Annotated in this window: 22 protein-coding genes and 1 pseudogene; 20 read left to right on the top strand and 3 right to left on the bottom strand. The window is 57.2% G+C overall.

Annotated elements, in window-relative coordinates; genetic code table 11:
* Positions 1-875, bottom strand: a pseudogene (locus ACUVSA_RS11050) (hypothetical protein); the annotation flags it as partial.
* Positions 876-1208: 333 nt separating this feature from the next.
* On the opposite strand from ACUVSA_RS11050, the gene ACUVSA_RS11045 reads away from it, so the two are divergent.
* The 6 genes from ACUVSA_RS11045 (at position 1209) to ACUVSA_RS11020 (ending at position 9301) form a co-directional block, all read left to right on the top strand.
* Positions 1209-1622 carry a type IV pilin protein gene (locus tag ACUVSA_RS11045; RefSeq protein WP_445894857.1) on the top strand — a complete coding sequence of 138 codons (414 nt, stop codon included), beginning with the start codon at positions 1209-1211 and terminating at the stop codon, positions 1620-1622.
* 48 nt (positions 1623-1670) lie between these two features.
* Complete coding sequence (locus tag ACUVSA_RS11040; protein ID WP_445894856.1) at positions 1671-2303, top strand: pilus assembly FimT family protein; 633 nt, start codon at positions 1671-1673, stop codon at positions 2301-2303.
* Positions 2304-2509: 206 nt separating this feature from the next.
* The gene (locus ACUVSA_RS11035; protein WP_445894855.1) at positions 2510-3634 is read left to right on the top strand and encodes a PilW family protein; all 1125 of its coding nucleotides are present in this window, start codon (positions 2510-2512) and stop codon (positions 3632-3634) included.
* Positions 3621-4319 (top strand): prepilin-type N-terminal cleavage/methylation domain-containing protein, encoded by a 699-nt coding sequence (locus ACUVSA_RS11030; RefSeq protein ID WP_445894854.1) that lies wholly within the window; start codon positions 3621-3623, stop codon positions 4317-4319. The genes ACUVSA_RS11035 and ACUVSA_RS11030 overlap by 14 nt, the downstream gene beginning before the upstream one ends.
* A 430-nt stretch (positions 4320-4749) precedes the next feature.
* A complete protein-coding gene (locus tag ACUVSA_RS11025) occupies positions 4750-5505 on the top strand; it encodes a hypothetical protein (RefSeq protein ID WP_445894853.1) in 756 nt (251 codons plus the stop codon).
* Positions 5506-5533: 28 nt separating this feature from the next.
* Complete coding sequence (locus ACUVSA_RS11020; protein WP_445894852.1) at positions 5534-9301, top strand: PilC/PilY family type IV pilus protein; 3768 nt, start codon at positions 5534-5536, stop codon at positions 9299-9301.
* Positions 9302-9816: 515 nt separating this feature from the next.
* Here ACUVSA_RS11020 and ACUVSA_RS11015 read toward each other — a convergent pair.
* Complete coding sequence (locus ACUVSA_RS11015) at positions 9817-11943, bottom strand: STT3 domain-containing protein (protein WP_445894851.1); 2127 nt, start codon at positions 11941-11943, stop codon at positions 9817-9819.
* Between the two features lie 21 nt (positions 11944-11964).
* A complete protein-coding gene (locus tag ACUVSA_RS11010; protein ID WP_445894850.1) occupies positions 11965-12738 on the bottom strand; it encodes a DsbC family protein in 774 nt (257 codons plus the stop codon).
* Between the two features lie 451 nt (positions 12739-13189).
* Here ACUVSA_RS11010 and ACUVSA_RS11005 point away from each other — a divergent pair, with 451 nt between their 5' ends.
* From ACUVSA_RS11005 to ACUVSA_RS10940, 14 genes are all read left to right on the top strand, one after another.
* Positions 13190-13966, top strand: coding sequence for a hypothetical protein (locus ACUVSA_RS11005; RefSeq protein WP_445894849.1), 777 nt, complete (start codon positions 13190-13192; stop codon positions 13964-13966).
* A gap of 29 nt (positions 13967-13995) precedes the next feature.
* A complete protein-coding gene (locus ACUVSA_RS11000; protein WP_445894848.1) occupies positions 13996-14667 on the top strand; it encodes a response regulator in 672 nt (223 codons plus the stop codon).
* Between the two features lie 247 nt (positions 14668-14914).
* Positions 14915-15580: a hypothetical protein gene (locus tag ACUVSA_RS10995; protein ID WP_445892040.1), complete on the top strand. Its 666-nt coding sequence runs from the start codon at positions 14915-14917 to the stop codon at positions 15578-15580.
* A 4-nt stretch (positions 15581-15584) separates the two neighbouring features.
* Positions 15585-15983, top strand: coding sequence for a flagellar protein FlaG (locus tag ACUVSA_RS10990; RefSeq protein ID WP_445894847.1), 399 nt, complete (start codon positions 15585-15587; stop codon positions 15981-15983).
* Positions 15984-16033: 50 nt separating this feature from the next.
* On the top strand, positions 16034-16750 hold the full coding sequence (locus ACUVSA_RS10985) for a response regulator (RefSeq protein WP_445894846.1): 717 nt from the start codon (positions 16034-16036) through the stop codon (positions 16748-16750).
* Positions 16747-18390, top strand: a complete 1644-nt coding sequence (locus tag ACUVSA_RS10980) for an HD domain-containing phosphohydrolase (RefSeq protein WP_445894845.1) — start codon at positions 16747-16749, stop codon at positions 18388-18390. Before ACUVSA_RS10985 ends, ACUVSA_RS10980 begins: the two co-directional genes overlap by 4 nt.
* The gene (locus ACUVSA_RS10975; protein ID WP_445894844.1) at positions 18353-18976 is read left to right on the top strand and encodes a PilZ domain-containing protein; all 624 of its coding nucleotides are present in this window, start codon (positions 18353-18355) and stop codon (positions 18974-18976) included. The genes ACUVSA_RS10980 and ACUVSA_RS10975 overlap by 38 nt, the downstream gene beginning before the upstream one ends.
* Positions 18977-18982: 6 nt before the next feature.
* Positions 18983-19792: an ATP-binding protein gene (locus ACUVSA_RS10970; protein WP_445894843.1), complete on the top strand. Its 810-nt coding sequence runs from the start codon at positions 18983-18985 to the stop codon at positions 19790-19792.
* 472 nt (positions 19793-20264) lie between these two features.
* Positions 20265-20723 (top strand): hypothetical protein, encoded by a 459-nt coding sequence (locus ACUVSA_RS10965; RefSeq protein ID WP_445894842.1) that lies wholly within the window; start codon positions 20265-20267, stop codon positions 20721-20723.
* Positions 20720-21052 carry a hypothetical protein gene (locus tag ACUVSA_RS10960; RefSeq protein ID WP_445894841.1) on the top strand — a complete coding sequence of 111 codons (333 nt, stop codon included), beginning with the start codon at positions 20720-20722 and terminating at the stop codon, positions 21050-21052. The genes ACUVSA_RS10965 and ACUVSA_RS10960 overlap by 4 nt, the downstream gene beginning before the upstream one ends.
* Before the next feature lie 291 nt (positions 21053-21343).
* On the top strand, positions 21344-22174 hold the full coding sequence (locus tag ACUVSA_RS10955; RefSeq protein WP_445894840.1) for a CheR family methyltransferase: 831 nt from the start codon (positions 21344-21346) through the stop codon (positions 22172-22174).
* A gap of 43 nt (positions 22175-22217) precedes the next feature.
* Positions 22218-22700 carry a chemotaxis protein CheD gene (locus ACUVSA_RS10950; protein WP_445894839.1) on the top strand — a complete coding sequence of 161 codons (483 nt, stop codon included), beginning with the start codon at positions 22218-22220 and terminating at the stop codon, positions 22698-22700.
* Between the two features lie 20 nt (positions 22701-22720).
* The gene (locus ACUVSA_RS10945; protein ID WP_445894838.1) at positions 22721-23143 is read left to right on the top strand and encodes a response regulator; all 423 of its coding nucleotides are present in this window, start codon (positions 22721-22723) and stop codon (positions 23141-23143) included.
* Positions 23124-23543 (top strand): chemotaxis protein CheX, encoded by a 420-nt coding sequence (locus ACUVSA_RS10940; protein WP_445894837.1) that lies wholly within the window; start codon positions 23124-23126, stop codon positions 23541-23543. The genes ACUVSA_RS10945 and ACUVSA_RS10940 overlap by 20 nt, the downstream gene beginning before the upstream one ends.
* Positions 23544-23546: the final 3 nt, after the last annotated feature.

Below are 23546 nucleotides of genomic sequence, written 5' to 3'. Positions count from 1 at the left end.
CACATCTTGCCGCCGTCCCCTTCGCCGTATTTTTGCAACAGCCCTACAGGCTTGGGCGTGGTGCCACCACCGGGATAGAGTTTGCAATAGTTTTTATCCAGACCCTTATCGTAATCTCTGCTGCACACTTGAACACGAACAATATAATCTTTGATGTCGTTTCTGTTCCCTACAGGGCGTTGACGATATTTGGGTTCGGTTTTTGGTCCGCTGCACACGGCCCGTTCCGTCGTGGCCCATTCCCATATGCGATGTGAATCGTTTTTGGCAACGCGGATGATGTGCGGATCGCCGGCCTTTGTGCTGGTCACGCAAAAAAGATGGCGTGTTCCTTGGGAAGGCGGATCAAAGGGAGTGAGCTTTCTCGTATCGTTGTCGCTATATTCCTTGCCCCAACTATGCGCATCTTGTGGAATGTACACCCCTTCCAGCACTGTTTCGCTGGGATTGTCCGTGGAACGGTGCCCTCCATAGAGCACCCGCCGCAACACATCCATGCGGGACATGGAAAGCCAATTGAGGAAGTTGCCACTCCACTCATCAGCTCCGCCGCAATATTTGTCATCCGTGTAGCTTGAAGGAACGAATTTCTGGCCTGAGGTTTCATATTTGTAGCATTTGTAAGGGTCAAAATAACCAAAGTAGTCAATGGAGTGTTTATAACCAACGTCCAGTTCTCCATCACCGTCCAGATCCTGGGCATCGTTATAGGCTTCGTAATAAAGCTTGTGGTCCCGCTCCATAACCATCATCACCATGGGATTGGCACCGGAGGAGACAAAAGGCGGTGGATCACAGGAGGGGGTATAGGCTTGGGCGGGGGGTAGAAACAGGACAAGCGCGATCACAGCGATCAAGAATCGTTTTTTTGCCATGAGTCTTCTCCCTTAGTCCGTAAAGGTCAAAGAAGCCACGGGCACCTGGCCTCAGTCAAGAACAGCCCGCACGGAAACACGAGGCGAAGCCCTTGAGGGCTGAAAGCCACCTTAATTGTGAGCCAACCCATTTCTTCTATCGGCACAATTTTTCGAAACCTAAAGGAATTTTTGAGGCGCTGCGGGGGTGAAAAAATTTCTGGTCTGTCGGCTGGTTCGTGTTATATAGTGGCAAATCTAAACAGTGTTTCAAGAGCCTTCTTCCACGAGGGCGCCATGGAACCGCAAAAAGGACGCCATCGCCAAGCACGTTCAACCTGTCGCGCGTGCCTTATGAGGCGGGAAGGCCATCAGAAAATCCTTTCGGGCGGGTCCTGCCAGCGTGCAGCTTGCACGCTGGTGGCACGGATGGTCACGACGGCCATCGTGGCCGTTTTGGCGGCGGTGGGCGGGCCGGCGTATGTGTACTCGGTGAGAAGCTCTGAGCCGGCGAAGGTGGTGAAAGCGCTGATGCGAGCGCCCACGGAAAAGGAAGCCTTTTGGGGCGACCACTATTGGTATGCCGCAACGCTGGAGTTCCCACCCTTTAAAGATCGAAGCCGTGGCAAATCCAATTTGAGCCTTCAGACATCATCGGACGGGCACCGCGAGCGCATCGATGCCACGCAAATGAATTTCGGGGGTAAGCTCCATATTTCAGACAATGCATGCACTCCGGTGGTGGACACTCCCAAGGCTTTGGGTTGATCTTGGTTTTGTTGGGTTCTTAGTTGAAGACATGAGGGAGGGTGCGCCGTGGAGGGAACAATGCGCGGCGCCGCACGGTGGGATCGGGCCATGACGCTGGTGGAGCTCATGGTGGTCCTTGGCCTGATGGCTCTGCTCATGACCCTTGTCGCCGTTCACAGTAACACCGCTTCCTATCGCCTGAAATCCACCGTATTCTCGCTGCGTTCCCTCATGCAAAGAGCCCGCCTAGAAGCGGTGTGCACCAACAAAAATACCTACGTGGATTTTGACGCCGACGATGACGGCAGACTGAACAGCGTGGTTTTGTGGCTGTCCATGGGGTCGAAAGAAGCCGGGACGTCCTTTCGCCCCGGTGAAGACCAGGTGCTTGGTTCCTTAACGATTTTTGAACCTTCGGCATCCCCAGGGAACCGACCGACCCTGGGCGCGGTGCCGCCGTCGGCGGGAGGACCCACGGTTGGAGCGCCTCGGGAAGGGGGTTCGATCCCTGACGACGGCGTGAGCTTTTCCGGAAACCGCATCAATTTCAACCCGGACGGCACCTCATCGGCGGGATCGGTTTATCTTCATGTGCCCAAGCATCCCGAAGCGGGGACCTACGCCATTGTAGTGAACAACAGCGGGCGAGTCTACCTGCGCTATTACCCATCGAGAGGCATGGCGTGGGAAGACCGCTGAAAGGGGCTTCGAGAGGGATGCGGCCACGTCGTCTGGGCCTGAGGCTGTCGGAGCGGTCCAGGCCGCGACTCCAGGCCGATGAGGGTTCCATGGCCATTCGGGTTCATGGGAAAAATCGCGCGGTGCGGCGCTCCTGCAACATGGAAAGAAAACGGCGTCGAAAAGACACTTTTGGACGAAATTCCACGGTCAAAAGGCAGTGTCCAATGCGGTGGCGCGGTGCAGGGGGCATGAGCCTTGTGGAACTGATGGTGGCCGTGGCGGTGACGGCGGTGGTGATGGCGTCCGTCTATGCCGGTTTTTCGGCGCACCACAGGCTTTACGGCCAAGAACAACAGGTTCTTGAACGGCAACAAAGCCTGCGCATGGCCCTGGATATGGCCGCTCAAATCCTGCAGCAGGCCGGCTATTGGCGATGCGTGGATGCGCGGGCTGTCGGCGGCGGGTCGCCGGGCTTCAAGAACACACTCAAAGACGCAGTGAGTCTCTTCCATACCCATCCCATCATGGGATTGAACAATGTGGCGGAAAGCTTCGACCCCTTTGCCGATAAGCAAACCCTGCAAGGAACCGACGTGTTGGGATACAGCTTCATTGAACCTGCCTATGAGGGAAGCCTCAGCCGGGACCAAGACCGTCCGCACGATCCCCTTCGCTTGGTCAAAAACAAGGACACGAGCGCCCTTAAAGAAGGACATATTGTCTTTGTGACGGATTGCCGCTGGAGCGCTCTTTTTCAGGTGACGTCGGTGAGTGTGGCCGAAAACGAAGTGGTCGTGGATCATGCCGCACATATTCTGATTCCCGGGAATGTGACGCGCTGTCTTCGATGCGACGACGGGGGATCGGCTTGCATGGAAGAATGGGCCTGTGCCGCGCCAGGTACGGGCTTTCGAAAGGAAACCTCGTCGCTTCATCGAGTCAGGGTCGGGTTTTTTCGTGTGAACCGAAAAGGGGAATTCCAATGGATCGAAGGGGGACCCGATGGGGCCGGACGCTATGTGTTTTCTGGGCCTCGAACCCTCGCGGAAAATGTGGAGGACTTTCAGGTGGAATTTGGTGTGGACACCGACCCTATGCCGGACGGCGCCGTAGATGACTGGGTTTCGGCTGATGCCATGCCGAAAACGGCATCCGAAAGCGATGTTCCGGACTGGGGGCGCGTACGGGCTGTGCGCGGGCATCTTTTGGGGCGAACCCAAAGAAAGGTAAAAGGCCATGTGGACACAACGGCTTACGTTTTTGCGGATCGAAAGGCCGAGCCTGCGGCCGACGCCTACCGTCGCGTGCACATGGTCAAGACCGTAGGCATTCGCAATGCCGTGCCTTAAAGACGAACCCCACAAATGCCGTGGAAAGCAAATTGCCGGACGCGCAGAGGCCCGTCCCTTTAAGACTGAGGGGCCGTTCACCCCATACCCCTTAAAGGGGCACCGTCTTCGCGGTCGACTTCCGTGGAAGGGACAGGATTCTGCCGGCCCGCAGGTTCGCAAACAGCCCAAAGGCGGTCGATCCAAAAGCTTGGGGGCTTTAAGTGCACCATGCGGCCGTGAGCGCGCGCATGGTGTATTTTCGGAAAAGCCCCGTGGAGGATTTACTCTGGTGGAAGTGCTGGTGGCCGTGGTGGTGGCCGTTTTGGTGTTTGTGGCCTTTTTCAGCCTGCAAATTCATGGCGTGCGCACGCGAACCCACGCCCGTCTGGCGTCCACAGCCCTCAATGTGGCTTCTGACTTTCTGGAGCAACTCCTGTCTTTTGGGGAGGCGCCTCTGAGCCTTGACGGGCAGCCGATCGACGATGCCGGGTTTGCGGCGCGTGCCGTGGCGACGGGTTCAGGGGTTGTTTTTGCCAGGCGTTGGGAGGTGAGCCGAGGCGTGCCGGCGCCGAATCTCATTACAGTGCGGGTGATGGTGTGCTGGAAGGAACCGCGGCGGCCGCTTCCTTCTGAGGCCACATGCCGTTTCGATCACCCCTCGGCGCCGCATGTGGCGTTGGAACAGATCTATTATCGGCCGTGACGAGCGGGTTTTCGTATGAGCGGCGCAAGCCGCGATGCATGATCGGGCCTTGCGGCGCTCTGACAGCGTCACGCCATAAGGAGTGCGCCACATGATTGTCGCATTGGCTTTTCGGGGTAATGGGCGAAAGAGCGTCTGTGAAGGGCAAAAGGGATGAGGCGGACGCGCTGGAGCGCGTCCCTCCGGGCAAAGTCCCAGGGGCGTGCCGCGATTTCAAAGGGACGGCCTTCAGGCCGTCCGCGGGCATGTGGGCGTTGGAAGATCAGAAGGCGTCCGTGAAGCGCGAAAACGTGCAACGGACCGCGCGAGGACGCGGTCCCTTCGAAAAATACGCTGACTGAAAGGAGGTCAGTCGTTGATTGGCTCCTTTTCGCATGAGATGTGTTAAAAAAGGGCTTTCAGACACACCCCCCGGCGAAGGTGCTGACCCATGGAGGACTTCCCCCTGACGAGTAGCCCTAAGGCTCATGACCGATTATCCACGCCATGGCGTGCCGTCCTTTTGGGCTTAGCGCGGATTTGTTCAAGCATGGAAGCTCTCGGTACATCGCGGCATCGGCTTATTCGGCAAGATTGCCACGGTATGGCGCTCACGTTGGTCTTGGTGATCATCGCCGCCATGGCCGTTTTGGCGGTGGGGTTGGCTCTGGACCAGGCCGTGGAAATGCGGATCACAGCAAACCGCCGAGCGGCGGAGACGGCTTTTCGAAACGCCGAATCCGGCCTGGCTGTGGCTCAGGAGAAGCTGGCTCGATGGTTTGCCACAGACCCTGTCAATCTGCAGCGTCAACGCACGGGAAGTTCTTCTCTGCCCGACTGGGATTTCCTTTTTCTCCATGCCGTGCCCTACTCGGGGCCGAACAGCCGAAGCAACCGCTACGATGAAGTGAAGCTCAATCTGGGCTGGGATCATCGCTTCAAAGTCTTTGCTCGAACGCCCGAAGATGCAAAAGACGGAGCCTTTACCAATCTGACCGGGGACAATGTGCGGTTGGTGCTGCGCAGCGTGGGTTTCGGCCCGGCCCAAACGCAGCAGGAAACGGAGGTCATGGTGGAGGCCGCCGCCGAGCCTTCGCAAGCTGCGGCCTATGCGCAAGAGGGGATGGCGGCGATCCCAAGCTACGTCAATATGAAGGATCGGCATGGGGTGAGGGCGGCGGGGCAGCCCCTGGCCGTAGTGCCGTGAATCGACGGCGTGAAGTCGAGGGATCTTCATGAACCGAGCCGGGCCTCAAGGATGCGGAAGCCAACGTAAAAGGACATATCGATGGGTGCGGCTGATGGTGGCGGCCGCCGTTGGATGGCTTTTTTGGCCGTCCCTTTCGGCTCTGGGAAAGGTGTGCGAACCAATGCGATCCGTGTGCTACCAAGGATCGTGGCCAAGGGAACAGTTCAGCGTGCTGGACCCTTTTGTGGTCGCCGATTCGAAAAACGGCCGTCTTGTGCTGCGCGTGGAGGGGCACAACGAGCCTTACCGAAGTTTCATGACAGCCATGGATCAGGAGGTGCGGGTCACGTGGATTGATCAAGAGTCGGGGTCTGCAGGGCATCATCTGGGCTATTTTTTGAAATCGGTAGTGGAAAAAAAGGGCTATGTGCGCTCTGACGGCAGCCTGGACCGAGAGGCGCTGGAGCGGGCCATCGACTTTACCGACACCACCCACTACGATCCCGAGACGTTTCACTATATCTGGACGTGCCTTCGTGATGACGATGGGAACGGCATTTTAGATAAGCCCTACGGCGCAGAATGCCTGCGATCTTTTCCCGAAGCGGCCTCGACTTTCACGGACTATGCCTCGTCGGAAGAAGCTCTGGCAGCCATCGATGATGGCACCGGACTGGCCTTTGTTCCCGACGGGGACGGTCGCCTGACCACCCGGGACATGACCAAAAGCCTTGGCATCATCGGCGAAGGGCAAGAAATCGTCTTTTTTCTTGTCCCTCAAGGCCGCTTTAAAGACGTGTATCTGAGTGAGCCGTCATGGAATCGGGATGTGTACAGAGGGTTGGAACCCTGCACAACGACCTTTGCTGACGGCACAACGCCGAGAAAACTGCAGCCGGCCGTTGCGGCTTCTGACAACGGAAGCTGCGTCACGGTTTCCGGCTGGCTTTCCCATCGAACCTTAAACAGGCTGGAAAAGGTGCTCGGCATGACCTTTGACCCGGAACAGAGCCTGTCCATACCGTTGCCAACGGGAGGGAAATTTCCTCACGCCGTGGCGGCGTCGGCTCCCCGTACGCCCGGGCTTCGCATCCTGGGTTGGGAAGCCGGGCTCGAGGGCGGCGATACGGATTTCAACGATGTGGTGTGTGCGGTTGGGATAAAGGCGGGTGGCCGCGTGGTTTCCCAGGATCTCAGCAGTGGACGGCTTTCTTCAGAACAATCCATGCTCATGGCCGTGGATCTGACGGTCACGGACCGCAGGGAACCCGGCGATGACTTGGCGTGGGGTTTTGTTGTGGATTCGGGAGTTCTGTCGCACGCCGACATTCGCTATGCCATCAGCGCGGACAACGGAACGTCGTGGATACCTGTGGACCGATGGGACGAGGTGCACAACAACCCGGACGGTTCTCAGACGCGAAAGGTGCATCTGGACGTGCTGAACCAGGGCCGTTCGGGTCGCGCCCTGAAGTGGAAAGCCGTTTTGGAAACGATCGACGCCAAAAGAAGCCCGCCTGAAATATTGAAGGTTTGTCTGGACTATACGGCTTCGAATCAAGAGGCATTTTCCCGATCCGATCCCGTTGTGCTTGGAAACGTCTTGTATTCTGCGGGGCTGGAACCGGCTTTGGTGAAGCAGAATTCCCACGCTTTCCTTCGAGGCCATCTTAATGCCTATCTGGTCTACGACCCGAAGTATCCCACAGAGCCCCTGTTTCGTCCCTTGTGGGATGCGGGGCGTGCCCTGGCTGATCGCCCGCTCGATAGAGCACCCCGAACGATTTATTCGGCCTTTTTCGATGCCGTTTCCGTTCGGGAAAAGGTTTCCACGGCGGACGGCATGTCTCGACACTTTCACGGGCTCCTGAGCGCTCCACGCGTCCTTTCCGGATCCTTGATTTTTCGAGCGGTGTCTTCGGCGGGACTGCCTTTGATCCTGGCCGACACAGGCGTCGGGGTTTTGACGGGGGACGGCACCGGAACGTTCAACCGGTCCACTGGTGAATTCGACCTTGCATTCGTTTACCCGCCCTGTGAAGGGTGCTCCGTGAACGCCGAGTATGCCCACGCGACCTCGGCGCCATTGCTGCAGCCGTTTCTCAAAGACACGGCCACGGAGGCGCTTTTGGGTCTCAGCGATGCACAGATTCAGGGGGCGGGCTTTGTTTGGGACATGAACGCCGATGGTCGCTACGACCTTGAAGATCAAAGGCGCCTGGTGCAGTGGGTTTTGGGTTTCGACAATGCGAGCCGTGAAAGGCCGTGGCCGTTGAACGGCATCGATCACAGCACCCCTTCCGTGGTGGGCCCTTCGGGGCTCCCGCTCTGGTACTTCGGCACGCAGACGCTCGATGAGGAACGAAGCGCCTTTGATGCGTGGCGACAATCCAAAGAGGTGGCGCAGCGACAAACCGTGGCGTATGTGGGTAGCCTGGGTGGCATGATCCATGCTTTTCAGGCCGGCAGGTATCGGCTGGGAGACGATCCCGGCACGACCTTTCGAGAGAATCGAGGTTATTTTGAGTTGCAGGATTACGGTGACGGCACGGAGCTATGGGCTTTTATCCCTCCCGGCGCCATGCCCAGGCTCAAAGCCTTGCTCAGCCCCCGATCCCCATTGGCGTTGCCCGCGGTGAATGCTTCGCCCAGCGTGCAGGACCTGGCTTTGCAAACCCCGACGGGGGCGGCTTTTCGAACGGTGCTGGTTTCGGCTCAGGGGGTGGGCGGCGAGGCCATTTTCGCCCTTGATGTGACAGATCCCCTGAAACCCGAATTTCTCTGGGAATACGCCGACGCCGCCCTTTATGGAAGCCGGGCCGCTCCACGCATGGCCCGCATCGGTCGCCGGAACGACACGGGAACTCCCCAGTGGGTCCTTGTGGTGAGTTCGGGGCAGACGGGGCCGCTGGAATCACCGTCCCTCATTCTGCTGGATGCGATGCAGGGCACATTGATCAAAAAAGTGAGCGTCGATCTTGGGAGCTCCAACCGAGGGGCGGTGCTCAGTGGAAGCCCGGCCTTGGTGGACTCGGACGGCAATGGGTTTGTGGATCGGGCCTATGTGGCGGACAACAAGGGCCATGTGGTGCGCGTGGATTTTCCCGATCGGGCGGATATGGCGTGGGACCCGGCACGGATTCAGGTCAGCCTTTTGGTGAAGGTGTCGGCATCGGTGTATGCGACCCCCGTGGCGTATCTTGCCCATCGTTACAGGCCGGACGGCAGCATCGCGGAAGAACACGTCAAGATCATGTTCGGCACGGGGGATGACCCGACACGAGCCGACAGCCCCAATGCGCCCACCGGCTACAAATTTTACGTTTTCGATGATGTATGTCGCATGGATTGGGCCGGCGGCGGCTTGAGAACCCATGAAGGCGCGACCTGTAAGGCTGAAGGGATGCAAACCGAAGCCGACGCCCAGTGGGTCTGGACCCTTCCGGCCGGGCATCGTATTTGGGCCGAAGCTGTGGCTGCCGCTGGCATGGTCTATTTCGGTACGGCGGTCAGTGACACCGACGATCCCTGTGCGCCGCCTCAAGACGATGAAAAAAAGGGCGGAAAAATCTATGCGGTGGATCTTACAACCTTGGATGATTCCGCCGCGCCACAGCTGATGGCGGAAGCGCAGGGCAATGTGACGGCGCTCTTTGTGGAGGATGAGCACCTCTATGCCAGAGTGAGCTCCGGGGACGTAGGCTCACGCGTCCAAGTCACAGGCGATGGTGTGTTCAATAACGAAACCATGTTTGGAACCCGTTTTATCACCAAAAAAGTCCCAGGTTCCTGGCGCCGTATTTTGGAAAAATGACATGGCCTTCCAAGAGCCTGTCTAGGAACGCCTTCCGTAGAGCGCCGCAAGCCGCGATTTTTTATCGCCGCTTGCGGCGCTCCTCCACCTGTAAGCCGAGATGGAGCAGCCAAACCATGATCACACAAGCTCACGGCAGTCTGGGCACGTGACGTCGGAGCTCATTTGGCTGAGCGCTCCCCGGTTCCAAAGGGACGCGCCCCCTGCGTCCGTGAAGGCGCCCCCGAGGTGGAACGGCTTTCCGGCTTATTGGCAACCTGTGCGCCGGCAGGAGCCGGTCCTTACGACGGCGATTGAGAAGGTGGCCCTCTCCAGGAAATGGAGTGCCCTCTGGCCGTCCGCGACCGTGCGGACCGCGAGGATGCGGTCCCTGCGAAGATTGAGGACCGCGAGGACGCGGTCCTTCCCAATGACGCGGACCGTGAGAGTGTGGTTTCTCTGTTGGGCATGGGGGGATGGGTGAACGCCAAAAGAAGGACTCCCCGGGTCCCCACTCGCGCGACGGCTGTTCAGGCTCAGAACGCGTTCCGTCCGTCACCCCGAGCGGGCAGGACGTGCCAGAGTTGATACACAAAGGGACGATGGGCGATCAGGCGAAACCGGCTGCTCGGTGGCGACGCTTGGACAAAAAACAAGCGGTGAAAAAGGGATTCACCGATGGGCGCTCCTTGCATGAGCACTCCCAATCCGGCGAGGTGCTGCACATCGAGATGCGGCCCGTTGTCACGGCGATAACGAAAGAGCGTTCGCGTGCCGTCCTGGCCGATGAGGCCCAGAGTCGCCAGAGGAATGATGCGGTCGCTCAGATGGAGCTCTCCTCGTTGCAGATGCACCGTTGCCGTGCCAACCGGCGCGGTGCTTGACGCTTCATTGCGAACAACCACGGGATACAGCGGGCGATAGGCGGGATGAATGCCGTTTTTTGTTGCGGGATTCCAGGTGCCGAACCAGTACCACCAGTAGGCCGTGTTGAGCAGCAGCTGATCCAGAAACAGATAGACCGGTCGAGGGGGGTCGGGAAAGAAAAAGGCGCGCCATGTGGTGTCCGACGGAATGTGTTGCAGCCCTAGTTCCTGAGCCTTGGCCTCGCAGTGTTCGGGACCGGCGGCAAGCATGGCCCGCAGCATTGCCAGGCCGTCCGCCGCGCTTAAGTTGTTGGCGCGGAAAAACGCCTGCATGCCGGATAAGCCTCGAGTGCTGAAAAAGATCATAAAATCAGCGGCAAAATGGTCATCGGTGCTGGCCAGGGGAATGGCCAGAGGCACCACACGTTCCCCGCCGTGGATTTCACCGTCGGCCAGGGTGCCCCGGCGTGCCCAGTATTGAATGTGATAGCCGTGGTCCCACCAGGCCCACAGGACAGCGTTTTCCGGAGTGCGCCGCGCCGCTTCCACCATGCCCTGCACAACGAGAGCGTTTTCCGAAGGCCAGCGCACGGTTTTCGAAACTTTGACAAAGGCCGGCAAAAGCGCGAGGATGCCGACGACCAAGGGCCCCACCAGAGCAAGGTGCGAGGCACCGAGCCGGCGTTGCCCGCGGTCCACGAGGGTGCCTAGACCGAGGCCCACAAGGGGTGCGGCGTAGACCGTCAAGCGCTGCGCCAAGAAAATCCCCCCGAACCCCAAAACCATCAAAGGAGCCAGAAAACCTAACGTCTTGGGCTGGCTCAAGAAAAGCCATAAGAGGCCGACCAGGGCGATGCCCAATACCGCTGAATGACCGGCGACGCTGCGGCCGAATTCCGTCAGAGTCGGCCGCACCTGTTCGCTGATGGATAGACCGATGTTGGGAAAGTCCGTAGGGGCTTGCTTGACCATCATGTACATGAGCTGCCCCCAAGCGCGCTGTGCCGCGTCCAGAAAAGGGGCCGCCCCTTTGAAAAGGAAAACCCCCCCGGCGGCTCCCGCAAGAAGACCGAAAACGATCCACAGCGATGCACGGTCCCCGGCGCGAAAACGAAGAATAAGGGCCGTGCACAAGGGAAGAACGGCCAGGAGAAAGGGTGTCTGAGGGCTCTGATCCCACCACCAGGCATGAAACACCATGAAAAGCGTGGCTGCTGCCAGCCACAAGCCCGCACGACGCCTGGCCTGGGTCCATGCCATGAGGCAGCCGATGACCAGCAAGGGCAGTCCCACGTTGAGGCTGTCCGTGTCAAACCGGCCCAGGTTGGTTCGGTGCACCAAAAAGGGAGAGAAAACAAGGGCAGCGCACGCGATCACGGTGCCCGAGGGGGCCATCAAAAGGCGCGCGGGCAGATAAAGGCACAAGGCCGAAAGAGCGCCCAGAACCGCCGGCAGCACCAAAGCGATTTTCGGAATGGAAATCCCGCTCAGTTGATGTATCCCCGCCGTGAGCAGGCTCAGCAGCGGAGCCGGCCGAGGTCGATTCACAGCGTCCGGGACGGCGCGCTGCAGATCCCGGCGTTCATAGTTGCCTTCCACCACATCTCGAGCCAAGCGCATGTAATAGGGGGCGTCAAAGGTGGTGGGAAGGGGATCCCCATGCACAAAACACCGATCTGGATGCTGTTTCCACGCACCGTAGGGAGCGAACCGCACCCAAAAGCCCAGGGCGATGACCGCCGTGAGTCCCCCGACGATGGCGAGACGTTTGAGCCCAAGCCGGTTGGTCAAGGTCATTGTCGTCAGCAGCCTAAGGGTTTATTGGGCTTTGAGCTTGTTTTCCAGCGCCGTGCGGTCCATGACGCCCGATCGAAAGGTGCCGTCGGCAAAGATGTAAGTGGGTGTTCCGCTAATGCCGTGGGCTTGCATAAATTTCATGGCCGCGTCCACCTTGTTCGTGCCTTCCGAGCACTGATTGTCCGATTTGTAGTTTTTCTTGAAATCTTCATGCCCTCTTTTGTCGCAAATCAGCGCGATACAGGATTCCCGAGCCCCCGGGTGTATGGGCAGGGGGTAGAGCACATAGCGCACCTGAAGCACACCTTCCGAGGCCATGGCTTCGAGGGTGGTTTCGGCTTGTTTGCAGTAAGGGCATTGAGGGTCGGTGACAAAGTAGACCATCTTGGGGGCGGTCTCCGGGCCCAAAGTAAAGGCCACCAGGCCGTCCAGAACCTCTTTGTCCTTTGCCGTTAGATGATTGAATTCATCCAGACGGGCTTGCGTCAGGTTTTTCTTGTCCTGGGTGTCAAGGATTTGTCCCAGCAGGAGATATCGGCCGGAGGCATCCGTGTAAAGGATCTGATTCTTTTCGTTCACCACCACATGGACCTGGCACAGGCCCGAAACAGGGGATGGTTCGACGGCTTTGGCGACAACGTTTCGTCCCGCAAAGGCGGCCCAAATCTTTTCTTGAATGAGGGTCAGTTCAGGGCAGGAGGCGGCCGAGCACGGTTTGGGCTGAAGGGACGCAAAGGCGAGAAGCGCGGCTAAGCTTGTGAGAACAATCGTCCAGGCTGGCTTCTTAGCATGCATGGTTGTCTCCTTCATCGGCGGTTCAACGTGTTTCAGAAAAAGGGCCCATTATTGATGCTCAGCCTACCGATCGCGACAGAGTCTAGAGCAAGACGTGTGCCGACACAAGACGCTTCAAAAAGGTCACGGGATTGTGACAATTTTTTCATTGTAAGATCCTGTTTATGATGGCATAAAAAGTCATCACATTGATGGAGTTTTTTTCTTTAACGTTCAGTGCCCATTGGGACGATATGTTGGAGAGGGAAACCAGGGCCTGAAACAACCCAAAGGCATGTCGGAGGGGGGCATGAAAGAATTTCCTCAAGAGCACTGTGTGCAGGCGCCTCCTGGAAAGGCATCCGATAATCACCATCCTCCATCGTCCCCCCTCGGAAAGCACCTTGCTCCAAAACAGCCATGTTTATTTAAGCCGGCTTCGCCCAGTTTTCGAGCGGAGTCTCTGCGCCTCATGCCCGTGGATTCCGAGCTGGCACGACGCCTTCTTTTGGAAGTCTTTCGATGGATCCCTTGCGGCGTTGGGGTTTTGGATGCTCACGGGGGGCTCGTGCTGAGCAACAATGTTTTGGAATCGTGGTTGAGCCCGGCTATGGGCGGGCGAGCCGAGGGCTTGTTTGAGGATCCTGAGGTGTTGCGGCGCCTTTTAACAAGAGCGCAACGTGCGGGAAGTGCTCGGGAGGCGGAAACCATGGCGGTGGATGCGCAAGGGCGCCGTTTTTCGGCCAGCGTGATCGTGTCGTCCATGAATCTTCCAGGGGACCATGCGGTGCGGTTTCTTCTCATCCTGGAAGATATCAGCGACAAGAAGTTGTCCTCCCAGGAGCTTCTGCGCACGGAAAAATTGGCCTCTCTTGGAACCATGGCTGGTGGTGTGGCCCACGATTTCAACAACATTCTCATGACCATTCTCGGCAACACGCAACTTCTTCATAAGGAACTGTCCGAGGCGGATTCCCACGTCCGGCGGCGGCTTAAAAATATCGAGCAAGCGGTGCTTGACGGGGCTCATGTGGTGCGGCGCCTTCAGGTTTTTACGGGAAAAGACAGGGGCGTTTCGAAGGGTGAGGACAGGACGGTGATCCATGAAGCCGTCCACGACGTTCTGGAACTCACGCGGCCGAGGTGGAAAAATGTCATGGAAAAACGAGGAACCCGTGTGGAAATTGTGAAAGACTTGACACCGAATCTTTGTGCGGCCATCAACGCCGCTGATTTTCGTGAGTGTTGACGAATTTGGTTTTTAATGCCCTTGATGCCATGCCACAGGGTGGCGTGTTGCGCTTTCGGTCCTATCAAGAGCACGATCAAGTTTGTGTGGAAGTAACGGATACCGGCGTGGGTATGGATGAGGCGACACAGAGGAAGATTTTCGACCCGTTTTTTACCACGAAAGGGGCGGGCAACTCGGGCTTGGGACTTAGTGTGTGCGCCGGCCTGATCCAGCGCTGGGCAGGGCATCTCGGGGTGCGGAGCGCTCCCGGCCATGGCACGACCTTCACTTTAAAGCTGCCGGCGGCTCGAACCAAGGCGTCTCGCTCGGCGGTGCCAAAGGCGGGTCCCACTCGGGCCCCCAAAAAGCATTTGCTCGTGGTGGATGACGATCGAGAGGTCTTGGAACTTTTGGGGGATATGCTTCGCCTCATGGGCCACACCGTGACGGCGCTGCACGACCCTCGCGCAGCCTTGGACATATTGGCGGCTCAGAGCTTCGATCTGGTGCTGACGGACCTCGGCATGCCGGAAGTGAGCGGCTGGGAGATTGCGGCCTGTGCTCGAAAGCATCAGCCAGGGGTTCCGGTCATCTTGGTGAGCGGGTGGGGAGCGCAGTATGAAGACGAGGATTTACGGGATCGGGGTGTGGACGGTGTGTGTTCCAAGCCGTTGAGTTATCAGAAGCTTTTGGAGGTGATGGATCGCTTTGCTTTGTGAACCTCGAATGCCAAGGTCCATGGAATGCAACGCGTCCGAAACGGCGGTTCTTGAAAGGAACGCGACAAGCTGAGAGTCGACAGCGTGCCCTGCGGCACGACCGCAGCCGACGGGTCCAGCCCGAACAGTTCCCTCGCAAAAATCCCTCATGTGTTGATCCTTTTTTTCCGATTAATCCTTTGCAATGGTCGGTGCACTGATCAGAAAAAGTGCGCGTGCCGGTGTATCCGCGAAAAGGACCGGTGCGATGAAGGTGTGTGCCTTTATCCGCAATGATTGGAAGAGCTTATGGTGCCTTGTCGGCCTGATGCTCCTCTTGGGCGCTGCAGGATGCGCGACGGGACCGGATTTTCGTCGATCCCGCCCGGTGCAGCTTGCGCCGTTGGATGTCATCGCCTGGCGGCCTTACGAACCTTACGCATTTCGGCAATTATGCGTCGTGCCGTTTCAAGGGCCCAGGGGCATGGAAAGTGTCGGCGTGACGCTGGCTTCCATTTACCGTCAAGTCCTGGCTCGGGAAGACGTGTTTTCGGTTTCCGTGATGATGGACGTTCAAAGGCCCGGCACCAAGGCCGATTTTGGTCTGGAACAAAGGCCGAATGCCTGTGGGTTGGTGCTCACAGGAACAGTTGAACAGATCCACGTGGGTTCGGGGGCTCTTCCTACGCTTTTGGTCATGACCGTTCGCATTGTGGATGGTTACGACCACACGACCCTCTGGGAAGTGATGCAAACGGCTCGATCTTTTCCATCGAGCGATGTGGATTTGTTTTGGCATGTGGTTTCCGGTTCAGGGGCTGCGGACCACCGCCGAATGGCTCGACACATGGCACGGCAGCTTGCGTCCTTTCTGAAGGGCGACGGCACGGAAGGAACAGCGGGGCGGGAAGCTCCAGATGAGGCAGGAGGGTAAGGATATGGACGTCAAAGTGAATCCCTTGACTGCGGTGTCGACGGACCTGTGGGTTCGAGAGGACCCTCAGTGGAAGCCACAGAAGGTCATTGCGCCGGTGGAAGCTTCCACGGAAACCTCTCCGTCGGCTATGAAACGACCGGAAGAAGAGGCTCCCGATTCCGGCATGGATCTTGTTAATCGAAAAGACGTTCAGAATGTGGTCGAGGATGTGCAGCAGTATTTGCTCCAGCACAGCATTCGGTTAAGCTTTGAAATCCATGATAAGACGGGAGACTTGGTGGTGCGGGTTCTGGACAAGGACACCGGTGAGATCATTCGGCAAATTCCCCCGGAGGAGATGCTGAAGCTGAGGGAAAAGCTGGAGGAGTTGACTGGGGTCTTGCTGAACGGCAAGGTGTGAGTGCCAGGGTCTGGGGCGCCGATGGAGTGAGTCCGCATTGAGGGTGAAACGTGGAAAAACGGCCGGTCAAAATTTTGATTGTCGATGACGATGAAGTGTACCGCGACGTGCTCAAAGACGCCATCGCTGAAGAGGACACGGAACTGGCCTTGGCGGCCAATGGCGAAGAGGCCCTGACCATGCTGGAACGCTCGAGCTTTGACATTCTGATCACGGACCTCAACATGCCCGGCATCGACGGACTGACGCTCATCAAACGGGCCCGCCAGCTCTATCCCGACATTCTGGCCCTGATCATTACCGGGTTCGGCAGTCTGGAATCCGCCGTGGAGGCGATTCGCAGCGGGGCCTATGACTACATTCAGAAACCCTTTCGTATCGACGAGGTGGCGGTTTCCACGCGCAATGCCATCGATAGGGTTAGAATGCTGCGGGAGCGCCAGGAACTTCTCCAGGAACTGGAGAAGGCCTATCTGCGTCTGCAGGCTTTGGAAAATGAGGCGGGAAAGAAAGGGCCGACCAATGAAAACGGCGACGAAGCGCCCGAGGTTTCGGAATCGAGCGGCTTCAAGGAGCGATCTTCCATGCTCCTGGTTTCCGGAAAGCCGTTGCCCCTTAATGCGCTGGAAGGACCAAAGGATCCCATGGCCCAGGTCCTGACAGACCTGGAACGCCTTAAGGAACTGCGCCGAGAACGCATCGTGGACGAGGCCGAGTTTGAGCGGCTCAAAAGATATATCCTGCGCCAAGTGGATGGAATTCGATGAATATTCTCATCGTGGAAGACGACCAGCTACTGGGCGAAATCCTCAGGGATTATCTGCTGCAGTTAGGCCACGAAGAAGTGCTGGTGTGCTCTCGAGCCTCGGAGGCCTTGGAGGCTTTTGCGCAGCAAAAATTCGACTGCGCCTTTATCGATTTGAAGCTTCCGGATGTGGACGGCGTGCACGTGTTGGGGCTTTTAAAGGAAAAGGACCGCACGCTTCCCGTGATCATGATGAGCGGCTATCCCAGCATGGACGCCACCATCGGGGCCATGAGGCTTGGTGCATCGGACTTTTTAACGAAGCCGTTCACGCTTCAGGACTTGGCCCTGGCCATGGAACGCGTCGTCAAAGAAAGAGCCATCCTGCTGGAAAACTTGGGCCTCAAACTGGAGTGCCAAGCCCAGGAACAACTCAAGGTGGTGAACAAAGAACTGCAAAGGAAGATACGTTTCAATGAAAAGCTGTTTCATATTTCTCGAGCCATCGATGAAACGCGTTCCAGTGACGATCTCTACGCGGCCATCGCCGATCTGGCGGCTTCGGTGGCGCCGGGAAGAAGAGTGGGTTTCTTTATCTACCTGCCCGATCACCAACGCATCGCCCTCATCGCCCACAAGGGCCTGCCCAACGGGCATCTGCCAAAGATTCTTCCCGTCTCCGAAGTGATGATTCGGCACCTTTTGGCCCAGGAAAAGAGTCATGTTCGAGCGGCCCTTCGGTCCATTGTCACCGCCTCTTTACCGGTTTCAAAGAACAGTGGCTCCAACGGTTCCACGCAGGCATCGGAGATCCTTCCCATTTGTTCAGACCATCCCAGGCAAAAGGCAGCATCGGTGCCGACGGCCAGTGTTTTGGACGAACCCTGCAGTTTTTGGCCTCTGTGGATTCGAGGGGAGCTGTTTGGATTCTTAGCCCTGCTGCATGAGGGGCGGGATCGGCCTACAGGCGGCGATGAAGAAGCCTTGTTGGATTTCCTCGTTAAAAAAGCGGCTCTTGCCGTGGAAAACTTGGCGCTGTATGAGAGCCTCATCAACAACTTCTACGGCATTCTGCGTTCTTTGGTGAATGCCTTGGAAGCCAAGGACCCCTATACGGGCAAGCACTCGGAAAGGGTCACGCAGATCGCGGTGGAACTGGCCAGGGAAATGTCCGTGGGCGAGACGTACATTGAAGTCCTCAACACTGTCGGGTACCTGCATGATATCGGGAAGATCGGTGTGCCGGATGAGATTTTGAACAAACCCGGCGCCCTGACGCCTGAAGAGTACGAGGTGGTTAAGAAACATCCGGTGATTGGAGAATCCATCATTCGGGATCTCGGATTGGGCACCGACGAAAGGGCCATCATTCGCCACCATCATGAGCGCTGGGATGGATTGGGGTACCCAGATGGGTTGGCAGGCAAGGATATCCCGTTGCTGGCACGGATTGTGGCGGTGGCGGATGCTTTTGACGCCATGACGTCCAAGCGGGCCTACCGTGATTCCTTGCCCATGGAAAAAGCCGTTGCCGAATTGGTCAACAATCGCAACAAACAGTTTGACCCCGACGTGGTGGATGCTTTTTTAAGGAGTTTCGCCAAGAAGGAGTCGCGGGGGCGACATGAAGAACAGAGAGTATTTGCGGGTTCGCATTCCTGAGTTGGCCGTGTGGTATAATGAACTGCCGGTGGGTTCCAGCCCTCCCTTTTTCCTGGGATTCGGTGAGCGCACGAAGCCTTCTGTGGAAAGGGAGGGGATGGCCGACGATCCCGTCGTTTCCGTCATTTTGGAATCCTTGGGCAAGCTGGAGTCCAAGGTGGATCGAATTCTCGGCTATCTGGAGCGCCAGGGCGCGCTCAAGCCAGCCCACGCCTACCAAGGTCAAGTGGTGGACATCAGCGGTGGCGGACTTTCGTTCTCCACGCTGCATCTGCATGCCGTGGGTGCCTACCTGGAATTATGCCTGATGCCTCGAGTGGGCAACCCTCGTCCCATTTACGCCGTTGGGAAAATTTGCTGGGTGGAGCCGTCTTCGGAATCATCGGGGCTGCAGGCCCACCATGTGGGGGTTCGGTTTGTGGAAATCGACGAAGCGGATCGCCAGGCCATTATCCGCTTGGTGTTTCACATGCAGAGAAGGGAAAAGGAACAGAGGGGCTCAGAGACGCTCTTCCATGATGGGGAAAGGGAGCCGGGTCAAGGTGATGGCGATCCGTGCCGAAAGGACGGGGCGGTCAAGGAATAATCATTCATGAGGGTGGTCAAAACGGGTGCTGAAAACGAATATCCTGTGGAGGTGTGGGCTGAGCTGGACCGTCCGGCGCACGTGGGACGCTTGCTGCGCGGCTTGATTCACAACATCAACGGGCCGCTGCAGAACATTTCCATGCTGTTGGAACTCATGGACCGCCATCAAGTCAAAATCGACGCCCACCTGTTCGCCGCCTCCGGTTCCCTGGCCGAGGCCCTTCGGCCCTTGTGCGATGCCCAAAGAGGGAGAATTCAGAGGATTATCGACCAGGTGCGCCTTTTTTCGGAAATGCTTAAGGACTTCATGGTCCTTCACGAGATCGAAGTCAATGAATCGGAAGTGGAAGTCAATCTGATTCTGGAAAAGCTGCGATGCATTTATCGGGCGGATCTTTTCTGCAAACACCAGGTAACGGTGCAGATGCGGCCTGCGGCCAAGGTACCGCTGCTTCGGGTTCGAGGCAGGCACCTGGTGCCGGCCTTGGAACATCTGATGGAAAACGCCCTGCTGTCCATGAGAACCAGCCCTGAAAAGACGCTCATTCTTTCGTCGGAAGTGACCGCGCACCATGTGGTGATCGGTATCCAGGATACGGGCTGCGGGTTGCCTCAAAACCGAAGGGGGGAAGAATTGTTTGAGCCCTTTGTCACGGCGTGGCCCGACGAGGTGCGCGAAGCGGACAAGATTAATCAACACTTCGGCCTCGGCCTGACGCTCGCTCTCGGGCTTCTTCAGCCTTACGGGGCCACGGTGTCTTTGATGCCCCATGAATCGGGCGGCACGGTGGCCAAAATTTTCTTCCCCAAATAGGCAATTTTTTCCCGGCATGCCAGAAAAACTTTCATGGCCTATCTTTTGGGGTTTGCTTCAAGCAGGCCTGCTGGCAAGGAGACCTCTCGGCGTGCGGTAGGCCAAGAGATCACTGGGTTGTCCGAACCCGGCGCCTTCCAAAGTGCCTTGTGTCACCGCGTTGAGAGCAACGCCCGTCTCCCTAGCATGAACTTTGCTACATCATAAATTGAAAAAACGTGCCCCTAAGAGGGTGTCCGATAATGGTTTCGCTGTGTTCTTTCGGCTCGATGCTGCGGAAGCGCCGCAAGGCGCTAGTAAAGAATCGGGGCTTGCGCTGTTTCCGCCAAAGCGGTTCTGGGACAGCCCCCTGTGAAGAGCTGGTCATGGAACTCGGTTTTATCCTAAGGCCCTCTGGCAAATTCAACTGGATATGAAATCGATACCGGCCGGAGCTGGTATTCGCAGACACGCTCCTATGAGGTGATCTTTTATGAAAATCGAAAACGGAAATCCTATCGGAAGCATCCTTTGGGATGCGGAGAAGAGGGGAAAAAGCGGGACCGGGGCCGCATCTTTTGATGAACTTCTGCATCAAGAGATGGAAAGCGGTCTGCAGGGCGTGGCGGTTTCAGCGGCGGGGACCCTAAAGGGAAATGACGTGGGGAGAATGGAAGGATCGGCTGGCATGCCCGGGGCTTGGTTGCCTGCGATGCAAGCCATGGGAGGGGCCCTGGACCGACTGGCCGCCGCGTGTTCGCATGCCTTGGGCGGTTCTTTGGATCTTCAGGCCATGGGGCGGACGCTGAGCGACTTGGGTCATGCCGCCGAAGAGGTTTTGCAGCACACCCAAATGTTCCAAGACGATCACCCGGTGCGTCGCATGGCCCAGGAAGCCCGCCTGCTGGCGTATGTGGAATCCATCAAATGGCGCCGGGGGGATTACGTGTGAGTGTCCCTAGATGGCTATGGGTCAGCGTTGCTGTGGGATTCGCGCTGTGGGTATGGCACCATGGTCCGGCTGTCCATGGGGTGTCCCTAAGCCCTACGCCGTCTCGTGCCGAAAAGGTGGAGACGGACGAGGCGGTGATCTATCGAGCGGACCCGCATGAAGCACCGGGAGCCCTGGATCAGCGCTTTTGGGAAGAACGCAAGGAAGCCGCTTCGTGGGAAATGCTTCGCCAACTGACCATTGAAGTGGAACGGCCGCGAAGCGTTCCTGAACGCTCCCTCCCTTTCCGCCCCAAAAAAGAAAAATTTCCTGGACGTCCTTCAAAATAGCCCATCGCTTTTCAAATTTTTTTCTTAAGTCGCTGGTCCGAAATTCCGATGAATCTTGTGACAGCGCCGCCGAGACGATCATGGCGGTCCGGCAGCTTCACACCATAAGGCTTCACGAGACGATGGACGGGTTCGTTCGGCAAGAGCGTGGCTCAGCGCGATGCCTTCCTTGGTGGTTTGTCTTGTCCCAGTCAAAGGAAAATGCATGGGCGAGGAGCTGCCTTATACGTATAGCATTGCCGATTTGGGGGAGCGAACGTCATGGCACCATTATGGGAAGGGGACTGACCCATGCAGCGACTGACGGATAGCCTCTTCCAGAAATTCAGCGCCCTGGTGTATCAGGAGGCGGGGATCAATCTGCATGATGGGAAAAAGTCGCTTCTGGAGGCCAGGCTTGCGAAAAGGCTGCGGGCTACGGGCATCGACAACCCTCGAGAATACCTGGATTTCATCCTCTCGGAAGCCGGCCGCGAGGAGTACGTGAAATTCTTCGACGCCGTCTCCACCAACCTCACCTTCTTCTTCCGCGAACCCAAGCATTTTGAATTTCTTGAAAAGGAAGCTCTGCCGGAAATTCTGGAAAGAAACCGAAGAGACGGCACCCGTCGGATTCGCATCTGGAGCGCCGGCTGTTCCACGGGAGAGGAGCCTTACAGTATCGCTATGACCGTTGTGGCGTTCTTGGATGTTCCCACCCGTTGGGATTTTCGGCTCCTAGCCACAGATATTTCCACCCGCGTGCTGCAGAGCGCCGTAACGGGCGTGTATGAGCCATCCAAGTTGGTCAACGTGCCAGTCCCTTTGCGGCAGCGTTTTTTTGAACCCATTCGGAATGGAGCCTCACCGAAGACGTATCGGGTACGTAACGAACTGAGAAAATACATTGTCTTTCGAAGACTGAACCTTATGGAGTCCTTTCCCTTTTCCGGACCCTTTGATGTGATCTTTTGCCGCAATGTCATGATTTACTTTGATAAGAAGACACAAGAGAGTCTTATCCAAAAGCTGTCTGCTTATTTGCATCATGGAGGCTATTTATTCGTCGGGCATTCTGAGAGCCTGACAGGATTGCACCACCCGCTCAAATACATCAAACCAGCCGTCTACAAGAAGTTTTAAATGACCGGGAACAAAGAACGTTGCAAGCGCTGAGAGTGAGCCCATGAACCGTGTGATTGTCGGTGTAGCGGATTTGGCTGTAAGTCGTGATCCAAACGATGTGATCATCACCTATTCCTTGGGATCGTGTATTGCGGTGGTGCTCTATGACCCCAAAGTGGGCGTGGGCGGCATGCTCCATTACATGCTTCCCGAATCCAGCACCGATCCCGTCAAGGCTCAGACCAAACCGGCTATGTTTGCAGATTCAGGGATTCCTTTGCTTTTCAAGGAAACCTACAAGTATGGCGCAAAGAAGAAGAGCTTGATCGTCAAGGTGGTGGGGGGAGCCCAGATTCTGGACGAGGACGGGGTCTTTAACATCGGGAAGCGCAACTACATGATGCTCCGCAAAATCTTTTGGAAAAACAATGTCCTGATCGCCGCCGAACACGTGGGGGGCAAAGTGAATCGAACCGTGCGCTTGGAAATGGCCACAGGCCGCGTGTTTCTCAAGGTTTCGGGGCTCGGAGAATTTGAACTGTAAGGTGTGAGGGAAGGACAGCAATGGCTTACAACGTCATGATCGTCGACGATTCCAAGTCCATGCGACACGTGATCAAAAAAGTGCTCAAGATCAGTGGCTTGGACCTCGGGGAAATCATTGAGGCCGGCAATGGTCAGGAAGCTTTGGACCGGTTGCAAAATCACTGGGTGGATCTCATTTTAAGCGACATTCATATGCCGGTGATGGACGGAATCGAGTTTCTGCGGCACCTTGGAACCCTTGCCGACCTGCGGGACGTTCCTGTGGTGCTGGTGACAACGGAGCGCAGTGAAAAGCGGCTGAAAGAGGCCATGGCGTTGGGGGCTCGCGGCTATCTTTCCAAGCCGTTTCAGCCGGAAGAGTTTCGATCCTTGGTGCTGAGACTTTTGGGAGTGAGCGATGAATGGGAACTGGCGGAAAGTGATGAAAGCTGCGATTTCTGAGGTTTTGGAAACCATGTACTTTACGGACGTGGGTTTTCAGGCCGAGGTTTCAGGGGAGGCCATGGAGGGGTGGGAGGCGTGCATTGATGTGCATCCAGTTCCCGAAGGAGCTTGTTGGCGACTGCGCCTCAGTTTTGTGGAGGGTTTTGCACGGGAATTGGCGGCCAACATGTTGGGGATGGATTCTGAAAAGCTGGACGATGATCAGGTTCGAGACGCCATGCAGGAATTGGCCAACATGGTGGCCGGCACTTGCATGGTGCTTCTCGGCCCGGAAAACTGGCGGCTCGGCCTTCCCTTTGCTGAGAAGAAACTAGGCCGAGCGACCCAAAACGGCGACGTTCTGAACATGGCCTCCTCGGGATCCTTTGTGGGCCAAGCTGCCTGTGTTCAAGGATGAGGG

This window comes from Desulfosoma sp. (genome assembly GCF_052743555.1).
This window is presented reverse-complemented; position numbering and strand designations above follow the sequence as displayed.